Annotated in this window: 8 protein-coding genes; 1 reads left to right on the top strand and 7 read right to left on the bottom strand. The window is 45.0% G+C overall.

Annotated features, from left to right (window positions below):
• Positions 1-202: 202 nt before the first annotated feature.
• From QMG11_RS12605 to htpG, 7 genes are all read right to left on the bottom strand, one after another.
• Positions 203-850 (bottom strand): class I SAM-dependent methyltransferase, encoded by a 648-nt coding sequence (locus QMG11_RS12605; protein ID WP_281836394.1) that lies wholly within the window; start codon positions 848-850, stop codon positions 203-205.
• Positions 851-1,093: 243 nt separating this feature from the next.
• A complete protein-coding gene (locus QMG11_RS12600) occupies positions 1,094-1,813 on the bottom strand; it encodes an outer membrane lipoprotein-sorting protein (RefSeq protein ID WP_281836393.1) in 720 nt (239 codons plus the stop codon).
• 24 nt (positions 1,814-1,837) lie between these two features.
• Positions 1,838-3,043: an ABC transporter permease gene (locus tag QMG11_RS12595; RefSeq protein ID WP_281836392.1), complete on the bottom strand. Its 1,206-nt coding sequence runs from the start codon at positions 3,041-3,043 to the stop codon at positions 1,838-1,840.
• Positions 3,044-3,046: 3 nt separating this feature from the next.
• A complete protein-coding gene (locus QMG11_RS12590) occupies positions 3,047-4,222 on the bottom strand; it encodes an ABC transporter permease (protein ID WP_281836391.1) in 1,176 nt (391 codons plus the stop codon).
• The gene (locus QMG11_RS12585; protein WP_281836389.1) at positions 4,200-4,895 is read right to left on the bottom strand and encodes an ABC transporter ATP-binding protein; all 696 of its coding nucleotides are present in this window, start codon (positions 4,893-4,895) and stop codon (positions 4,200-4,202) included. The genes QMG11_RS12590 and QMG11_RS12585 overlap by 23 nt, the downstream gene beginning before the upstream one ends.
• A 23-nt stretch (positions 4,896-4,918) precedes the next feature.
• A complete protein-coding gene (locus QMG11_RS12580) occupies positions 4,919-5,881 on the bottom strand; it encodes a hypothetical protein (RefSeq protein ID WP_281836387.1) in 963 nt (320 codons plus the stop codon).
• 124 nt (positions 5,882-6,005) lie between these two features.
• Positions 6,006-7,889 (bottom strand): molecular chaperone HtpG, encoded by a 1,884-nt coding sequence (gene htpG / locus QMG11_RS12575; RefSeq protein ID WP_281836386.1) that lies wholly within the window; start codon positions 7,887-7,889, stop codon positions 6,006-6,008.
• A gap of 221 nt (positions 7,890-8,110) precedes the next feature.
• Between htpG and QMG11_RS12570 the strand changes: the two genes are divergently transcribed.
• Complete coding sequence (locus tag QMG11_RS12570) at positions 8,111-9,760, top strand: peptide ABC transporter substrate-binding protein (protein WP_281836384.1); 1,650 nt, start codon at positions 8,111-8,113, stop codon at positions 9,758-9,760.
• Positions 9,761-9,790: the final 30 nt, after the last annotated feature.

Below are 9,790 nucleotides of genomic sequence, written 5' to 3'. Positions count from 1 at the left end.
AGTAGTTTGAGGTATATACATTACTGGTCATATCCTTTCGAGTAGAATTTTGTGTGGTAACTCAATTATTACTCTATATTGGATATGATTTTTAATTTTTTGTGAATTACTTTTGCAACACTCTATATCTATAATTATCTAAACAACTATTTTTCAGGATAAAGCTCCCTTGTTAAATTAAACGGTTATCTATAGGCTCGGTCTAATCTTTTTTCCTCCCATGAACAAAATAGTGCCAACTGCTTGTATCTTCATAGATATCCCCAATATGCCGGATTCTTATGACCTCAAAATCAGCCATCAACCTTTTAACATCCTCAAGCTCACAGTAGTAGTGTGGTATCCCCACTTCTGGTTCTTCCATCTTGATGATTGTATTTGAATCCACAATAATGTTGCTTTCCTTCGTATATGAGGGACTGCGCTTCGAGCAAAGAGTTACGAAGAATTCTCCCCCTGTCTTTAATACCCTTCTAATTTCACCAACAATATTTTTAATCCCATCTGTATCGGTATGGGAAATAACATGATAGGCTAAAAGACAGTCAAATTTTTCCCTTTCATATGGCAGTTTATTGATATCTCCAACCTGAGTTTCCACTGCCACTCCCTTCTCCTTTGCTCCCTCTCTTAATTTTGACAGGGCATACTCAGATAGATCCATTCCATAGGTCTTATATCCATTTGCTGCAAATAAAAGAGAGTGTCTTCCCAAACCACATCCCATATCTAAAAAAGTTGAAAAGTTCAGTGAGCTCCACCTATGAAGATAGTAGTAAACATCCTCGCTAGGTATATTCCATATGTCTAGTGTTACTTCTGCCCAGTTCCATTCCTTTGATTCAACCATCCCTGCTCCCTCCATATCTTTTCATACTTACAACTTTGCTTAATATTCCCGCAGCTTATAACTCTATAACTGCTCTTAAATCAACCCACATACTTTTAATTCTACCAACAGCAAAGTTAATCTATATGATATTTTTAACTTTGTTCAATAGAGTATATAACACTTGTTTATTTTCCCAAACAAGGTTTTCATTCCACCTTCAGAAAAAACGTAGGTAAATGAAAAGAAGGCAGCATTTCACAGCTACCTTCTCTCTAGGTTCTTTAATGTAAAGGTAGACTCCGATATCTCGGGATCTATCTCTATCTCCCTTAGGATGAGCTCCGTATAGGAGGTTTTCTTCAGCTTGTCATCTATACGAAACCTAGTGATATAGTACCTGTCCCCTATGAGCTCTATCTCATCTACCTGAAGCTCCTTAAGGAGCTTACCAGTCTTTGCGTACATCTCCCCACTCTTTATGGTGAGGGTGTCCTTGGCTATCCACAGGACCTGCCTGTAGTACTTGGCCTCCTCCCCCTCCCTTCTTATGAGGTCCAGCACGTAGTACTCCTCTGTTTCCTCGGTTATCTCCCCCTTATATAGGATGTTATACTTATTTCTGTCGGTCTGGTCGTCGTAGGATATATCACTCCCCATCATGCTCTCCTTGAGCATGTGTCCCGAGATCTTCATTGTTCTCGAGGTACTGGGCATATATATCCACAGGTTCCTTTCATTTCTCAGATACCTGGTCCCCCTGTCCCTGGCAGGGTAGGTAAACTCTATAAAGGACTTCTCCGCCCCCATGGCATCCATTATAAACTTCTTGGTATATTTTCTCTTTCCCCTGTGGATAACCATCTCCCCCCTGTACCTCACACTATCCGGGGTCATATTGTAGTCCACCCCCTCTAGGATCTCCTCTGGGGTCATGGAAAAGATCAGATTTACAAGTATAAAATACAGCAATAAGCTCCTCATCCCTTCCTCCTTCTACTAAATCTTCTATTCAATTCTCATATTCATGGCCGCTTCCTTCCTCACCTCTGGGGCCACTGCCAGGAGGGTAGCAACTATGGAGGTAAATAGGCCCACAGATAAGCTTAGGATTACTATGGTTAGGGTCAGCCTGGGAGAGATAACTCCCTTTATATTGAGCTCAGTGGTAAATGCTTCCAGCATATCTCCAAAGTCTACCCCTACCCTCCCGAGGTAAATAGCCAGAGCCCCACCTATGACGACCCCAAGAAGGGAACCTGTTCCTCCCATTAGGAATCCCTCTAGAAGGAAGAGTCTTCTTATCTCTCCCTCCCTCATACCCAGGGCTTTTAATATACCTATCTCACGCCTCCTCTCAAAGACAACCATGAGCATGGTGTTGGAGGTACTAAAGCCTGCAAGGGTGGAGAAGAGGATCAGAAAGATCCCCTGTACCACCGGCAGGATCTTGCTGAAGTTTTCATTCACCCCTATCTCATCCCACCTCTTTATAAGGACTTCCTCCCCCATAGAGGAGGTAAGTTCCTCCTTTATCCTCTCCTCATCCCCCCTGGAATAGATTAGGTACTCCGTTACCCTGTCCTCCATATCCAGGAGGTTCTGTGCCCCTCCAAGGGTAATATAGAAGCTCTTGTTCAGCCTGGTATTATCCATCTTATAAAATCCTGCAACCCTATAGTTGAGGGAGTAGAGAGATTTATTCCATGTTGCCGTCAAAAGGGCCACCTCATCTCCAAGCTTGAGCCCCAGCTTTCTTCTGACCCTCTCTCCTATAAGGATCTCATCATCTTTCTTAAGAAACTCCCCCTCATAGATGAACCTATCAAAACCTATAATCTCATTATCCCTCTCCTCTATTCCAGTCCCTGAAGCTTTCTCACTCTCCTCACCGAAGTAGACCAGACCTCCAAACCTTATCCTCCCAGTACCCACAACCTCCATGGAGAGCTCTCCTACCGCCCTCTCTGCCTGGGAGTGGGAGATATTGGATTCCAGATCCAGGCTTTTGGATCTCAGATCATAGTCAAGAGCTGTTATCCTCACATCCCCGGTCCCCCTCCTTCCCGTCTCTAGGAAAAGATCCTTCTCCCCCTCTATCCAGCTGAGGCCAAAGGTCATCCCCATGGTGGATACCACCACCACAATAATTGTGAGGAGGGTTCTCTTCCTGTTCCTCTTTAAATTCCTCATGGCAACTGCCAGCATCTCCATCACCTACTCCCTCAGTACATCCACTGGATTTAATTTAGTAGCTTTATAGGCAGGATAGAGGGCAGCTCCAGTGGCGATTACCACTCCAAAGAGAAAGAAGATCAGATTCATCCTCAGATCGAAGTAGCCATAGATCCTGTCTGAGAGGGGGATGGTGGTCTTCATCTTCTGGGCCATATCTGGAAGGGGTATTCCAACCCTCTCGTAGTGATATACAAGGGCTCCTCCCAGAATAAACCCTATTCCGCTTCCTATAACTCCCAGAATTCCTCCCTCTAAAAGAAAGAGTTTCATTATATCTTTAGGTTTCATACCGCTTGCCAGGAGGATACCTATCTCTCTCTGCCTCTCCAGCATACCCATGAGCATTGTATTTACTATCCCCACCCCTGATATTATAAGGATAACGGAACTGAGTATCATTACCACCTTTATCTTGATCTTGGTGACAGCTATTATATCTGAGAGCTCCTCCAGATAGGAGATAACCTCAGCTCCTCCAGCTTCCATGGCAGCTATATCACTGGGGGCTATCTCTCCCCTCACTGCTATATCGTTGTAGATATCCGTCTCTGCAAACTCCTGGGCAAGGTCTATATCTATAAGGAGGGTATTGAGGTCAAACTCCAGCCCTCCGGTTTTTATTATCCCCGTTATGGTTAGATCCATGGCATTGAAGCTCTCCCTGGCTGTGGTAGCTGTGAGGACTATGGAGTCTCCCACAGAGAGGCCCAAGTCCCTAGCAAGAACGTGGGAGATAACCACCCCTCCCTTTCCCTCAACTATATAGGAGCTCCGGTTAAATAACTCCTCCTCGGCCTTCCGCTCTCCCCCTATAATCCTCACAGGGTAGTCATATACCCCGTCTGTAACCATCCCTGAAAAGATCAGACGCCTGCTGTGGGGATATCCCTCCAGGATCTCCAAAGCTTTTTGTGGAACGGGGAAATCCAGCCGGTCATCTACATTGTCATACCTGTCCTCAAAGTATCCCCTCCCATACACCTTACCGTCTCCCACCTCAGTTGCTCTCATTACCTTGATTACCCTTCTTTCCATCCCTATATTTACCCCGACCCCCAGGACAATAAAAAAGATACCCAGGGCCAGGGAGATAAGGGTGAGTATAGTTCTCACCCTGTGTCTGAATATATTTCTATAGGCCATCCTCACTATCATCTTCCTCTATCCTCCCGTCCCTTACCCTTATCACCCTTCTGGCTCTCTGAATTATCAGCGGATCGTGGGAGGAGAATATAAATGTGGTCTTCCTCTCCCTGTTTATCCTCTCCATAAGATCCACTACCTCCTCCCCTGTGGCAGTATCCAGGTTAGCTGTGGGTTCATCAGCCAGGATGAGGATGGGATCCTTTATGAGGGCCCTGGCTATGGCCACCCTCTGCTGCTGACCGCTGGATAGCTCAGAGGGTCTTCTGCTGGACAGCTCCGAGAGGCCCAGCTCATCCAGGAGCTTTAGTATTTTTTCTCTCTTCTTCCCACCTTCCACCTCCCCGGAGAGGTCCAGGGCAAACTCCACATTCTCATATACACTGAGGATGGGGATGAGGTTGTAGTTCTGAAAGATAAAGCCCACCCTCTCCCTTCTGAAGTCTGCTCTCTCTCCCCTGGGAAGGTCCGTTATATCTCTTTCTCCCACCACTACCCTTCCAGAGGTAGGTGAATCCATAGCCCCTATAATATTTAAGATAGTCGTCTTCCCAGATCCCGAGGGACCTGCAATTACAGTAAACTCCCCCTCACCTATATCAAAGGAAACACTGTTTACAGCTCTTACCTCCTGCTTCTGGTGCAGGTAAACCTTTGTAATATCTCTGGCCTCTACAATATGCATACTTCCTCCTAAGCCCTTATCAACTAAAGGTAGATCTTACTCCTCAACACCACCTCATGGCGGAGTTCCTCCCCATCCTCTGTTTCATACCCCAGCTGCCCAAACTCATGGTAGTAGTTGTAGGCCAGCTCAAGGGTCACATAGTCGTTGTAGGTATAGCTCAGGGTGGAGTTTATATATCGCCTTCCCTGGGTGAAGATATACCCCTGGTAGAACTCATAGGCCTCATCTATCCTCAGCCTGTATGTGAGGTAGACCCCCGAGGTCTCCTCGGAAACTATTCCTTCTATGGCTGTGTAGAGATTTTTACCATAGATGTCGAAGTTATAGTCCCCTCCCAGAACAAGGGTATAGATATCGTCCTCCTCAAACTCTGCATAGGATAGCTGTCCCCATACACCTATCACCATATCTCCCTTTACCTCTAATACATACCTTTCAACCTTTTCCTCCATACCGCTTACCGGTGAGATCTCCACTGTGTTAAAGTAGTTCACCATGAACTCATAGTCTTCCCAGAGAAATGTATATCTTCCGGCAAAATTTTCATCCTTTTCATCTGTTTTAAAGCCTACAAATTCAAGCCTGGACATCTCCCTCAAACTGTACCTCACTCTCAGGGAATCCACTCCCCTACTCTCGCTTCCGGGATCCTCTATATCTATTTCATTGAAGACATCTGAAAGGTTGAAGATAAAGCCGTGCCCCCAGCTGATCCTCTGCCTTCCTCCGCTGAGAGTCAGATCCCCTGCATAGTACTCAAGGTATCCCGTGTAGAAGGCCACCTCGGGGTCCTCTCCCTCCTCTCCTATGAGGGATAACTCTGTATAATAATCCTCACCCCAGTGCTTTAATCCCCCTATACTCTTGTAGTACCAGCGGTTTTCCTCATAATTTTGAAGTCTGTACTCCCCTTCAAGCTCCAGGAAGGGCTCCAGGGCCAGAGCTCCCCTAAAGATGAGAAGGAGAAGGATTAATTTTTTCATATGGACTCCTGTAATAAGATTTCATTATAAAACACCTATTTCTCTACTACCTTCATACGGATATCCGGTAAAATTCCTTTAATAAAAGGACCCAGAGGCTATCACCTCTGGGTCTCTATTTCCTCTATTTAGCTGCTTTTATAAGAAGCTTTGTTATCTTATTGGAAAATTCAATTGGATCCTCCAGTGCAAATCCTTCCACAAGAAGAGCTTGGTTGTAGAGGATGTCTGCATAGTCCCCTACCTCTTCCCCTGCTTCATGGACGTTCTTCAGTGCCTTAAAGAGGTCGTGTCCAGGGTTGATCTCAAGAATTCTCTCAGCCTTCATAGCCGGGTTCCCTCCTGGCATATCCTTAAAGGCCTTCTCCATCTCAAAGCTTATCCCGTTTTCTCCGCTCACAAGGCATACTGCACTGGACTTAAGACGGTTGGTAAGCCTTACATCTGTGATCCTCTCTCCCAGGGAATCCTTGATCTCCTCCAGAAGATCTCTGTTGGCCTCCTTGGCGTCCTCCAGTTCCTTCTTCTCCTCCTCGGTTTCCAGATCCAGGTTTACCTCGGTGATGGATTTAAATTGCTTCTCCTCATAACTGTCCAGGGTTTTCACTGCAAACTCATCCACCCTCTCATTTAGGAGGAGTACCTCAAATCCCTTGTCCTTTATCGCTTCCAGCTGTGGCATCCTCTTAAGGGACTCTATATCCTCCCCTGCAAGGTAGTAGATATCCTTCTGCTCCTCTGGCATCCTGTCTACATACTCCTTCAGGGTAACCATCCCCTCTTCCATAGTAGACGGGAAGATCAGAAGGTTCTTCAGGTTCTCCTTATTCACCCCGTAGCTTTCATAGATTCCGGCCTTGATATTTACTCCAAACTCCTTCCAGAACTTTTCATAGGTCTCCCTGTCTGTTTTCAGCATTCCCTCAAGCTCCCTCTGGATCTTCTTGGCCAGGTTCTTGGCTATAACCTGAAGCTGCCTGTCCTGCTGAAGGATCTCCCTGGAGATGTTGAGGGAGAAATCCGAGGAGTCCACAAGTCCCCTTATAAATCTGAAATGGTCTGGGAGAAGCTCCTTGCACTTATCCATTATAAATACATTCTTTGTATATAGCTGAAGCCCCTTCTCAAACTCCCTTGTGTAGAAATCCATAGGAGCCTTTGATGGGATGTAGAGAAGAGCTGTATACTCTATATTTCCCTCTACCTTAAAGTGGATGTGCTTTAGAGGTTCCTCCCAATCATGGTACTTGGAGGTATAGAAGTCCTTATACTCCTCCTCAGTTACCTCGGTCCTATTCTTCTTCCAGATGGGAACCATGGAGTTAAGGGTCTCCATCTCCTTAACGGTTGTTTCCTCCTCCTTCTTCTCCACCTCTAACCTGATGGGATACCTTACATAGTCCGAGTACTTTTTCACGAGCTCCCTTACCTTATACTCCTGGAGGTACTCCCTATTCTCCCCATCCTCATCCTCTCTCAGGTGAAGGGTTATCTCAGTGCCCCTTCCCTTCTTCTCTACCTCATCCACTGTGAATGTGGACTCCCCTGTGGACTCCCACAGGTATCCCCTATCTGTACCTGCCTTCCTTGTAGCTACTGTTATTCTGTCAGCTATCATAAAGGCTGAGTAGAACCCCACTCCAAACTGGCCTATTACATCTATGTTGTTGACCTTTTCCGCTTCCTCCATGGCTCTCATAAAAGCCTTGGAACCAGATTTAGCCACTGTCCCCAGGTGGTTTAGTAGATCGTCGTGATCCATCCCGATCCCGTTGTCCACTATCCTTATAGTACCTGCTTCCCTATCCAGGAATACATCTATATAAAACTCTGAATCTCCCTCTAAAAGTGAGTTGTCCTCTATATATAGGTACTTAAGCTTGTCTATAGCATCACTTGCATTGGAGATGAGCTCCCTTAAAAAGATCTCCTTATGAGTATAGATCGAGTGAATCATTAAATTTAAAAGTTCACTGGTTTCCGTCTGAAAATTTAAAGTTTCTTTCATCTTTCTTCCTCCTGTTAGCAATTGTTCTTATTGAGTGCTAATAATTATTTATCATATTTTTTTTAACCTGTCAACTGAAGTTAGATGAAGAAATCGGCCTTTTTCCCAATAAATTCCTGACTTTGGGTACATCGTTGACTTTATCCTAAAAAAAACTTTTTGAAACGCTTCCATGGTGTTATAATCAGAACATAATAAGTTATTTAAGGAGGGATGGAAGTTTGTTTTTACGAAAAAGAATACTTTTACTGGGAATCACAGCCCTGCTGTTTATATCAGCATGCGGTAAAAAAGAAGAGAGCAACAGTAAAGATCATATAGCCAAGGTCCTCAATACCTTTCTCTTGGGAGAACCTAAAACTCTGGACCCTTCAATATCTACAGACACCTACTCTGGAGATATTTTAATAAATATCTTCGAGGGACTTACAAGGATAGCCCCCGACGCCTATGGGGAGGATAAAATTACAGGAGCTGGAGCCCTTTCATGGGAGAGTAGTTCAGATAAAACCATATGGACCTTCCACCTGAGGGACCACAAGTGGGAGGACGGTAAAAAAGTCACTGCCCAGGATTATGTATATGGTATAAGAAGGAGTCTGGACCCTGCCACAGCATCTCCATACAGCTACCTTCTCTTTCCCATAAAGAATGCAGAAGGTTTCAACAGGGGAGAACTATCCAAGGAGGAACTGGGGGTAAGAGCAGTGGATGAATCCACCCTGGAAATTACCCTGGAGAAGAAAACCCCATACTTCCTGGAGCTCACCTACTCAAGCCTTATGCTTCCAGAGAGGGAGGATATCGTGGAGGAGTATGGTGATACATATGGTAGTGGTGCAGATAAGCTTGTAGCCAATGGTCCCTTCAAGGTAAGGAGCTGGGATCATGAGCAGAAGATTGTTCTGGAGAAAAATCCTACATATTGGGACAATACCAGTGTAGGTCTAGATACCATCTCCTTCTATATCACTAGGGATGAAAATGCAAGGATGAGCATGCTCTTCAAGGGAGAGGCACAAATAGGAGAGGCATCCAAGAAGGAGTGGGCTGAGAAGTTTTCCTCTTCAGATGACTTCTATGAGTACCCTGGATACAGTGCTGCTACAAACTATCTATTTTTCAACGAAAACAATAAGCTATTTACCAATAAAAATATAAGAAAGGCCTTCTCCCTGGGAATCAAGAGAGAGGAGATGTCTGAGATGGTTTACAGAGGACTCTTTGAAGCTGCCTACGGATGGGTGGCTCCTGGTATCCATATGGAGGGAAGGGATTTCAGAAAAAAGGTAGGAGATGTACTTCCTAAGGACAGTAGTTCCAAAGCAAAGTACTACCTCTTAAAGGGACTGGAGGAGCTGGGAATGTCTTCCACAAAGCCCGAGGATATCACTGTAACCTATTTAAATCCAAGTACATCCAACTGGGCCAGAACCTACTCGGAGTACCTGGCTAAGATGTATAAGGAGACCCTGGGAGTCAATGTGAGATCTGAGTTTCTTTCATGGCCCGTCTTTGAGAAAAGGGTGGCTGAAAGGGAGTATGACTTCGGAGGAATGGCATGGTATGCTGATTACAACGATCCCTCAAGTTTCCTGGAGATCTTTTCCGGACAGAGTGAGGTTTCCCCTGTTAACTGGGACACGGAGGAATATGATGAACTCCTTTCAAGAGCCTTCCACTCTGAGGAAGCCGGTGAAAGGTTGGATAGCTTTGCTGAGGCTGAAAAACTTCTTCTAGATAGGGGATGGATCACTCCTACTGTCTACATAAAGAGAAGGATATTTATCTCAAGGGATGTCAAGGGATACTACCTCACCCCCTTTACCAGCCCAGACTATAAAAATGTTTATATTGAAAAAAATAATTAATTCTAATAAAATGGTGTTGTTTAACACCAT

Source organism: Propionigenium maris DSM 9537, from assembly GCF_027925155.1.
In the GTDB taxonomy this organism is placed as follows: Bacteria; Fusobacteriota; Fusobacteriia; order Fusobacteriales; family Fusobacteriaceae; genus Propionigenium; species Propionigenium maris.
This window is presented reverse-complemented; position numbering and strand designations above follow the sequence as displayed.

Coding starts and splice junctions, on each gene's coding strand:
- QMG11_RS12580 (WP_281836387.1), bottom strand. CDS start 5,881: ATGAAAAAATTAATCCTTCTCCTTCTCATCTTTAGGGGAGCTCTGGCC.
- htpG (WP_281836386.1), bottom strand. CDS start 7,889: ATGAAAGAAACTTTAAATTTTCAGACGGAAACCAGTGAACTTTTAAAT.
- QMG11_RS12605 (WP_281836394.1), bottom strand. CDS start 850: ATGGTTGAATCAAAGGAATGGAACTGGGCAGAAGTAACACTAGACATA.
- QMG11_RS12600 (WP_281836393.1), bottom strand. CDS start 1,813: ATGAGGAGCTTATTGCTGTATTTTATACTTGTAAATCTGATCTTTTCC.
- QMG11_RS12585 (WP_281836389.1), bottom strand. CDS start 4,895: ATGCATATTGTAGAGGCCAGAGATATTACAAAGGTTTACCTGCACCAG.
- QMG11_RS12590 (WP_281836391.1), bottom strand. CDS start 4,222: ATGATAGTGAGGATGGCCTATAGAAATATATTCAGACACAGGGTGAGA.
- QMG11_RS12595 (WP_281836392.1), bottom strand. CDS start 3,043: ATGGAGATGCTGGCAGTTGCCATGAGGAATTTAAAGAGGAACAGGAAG.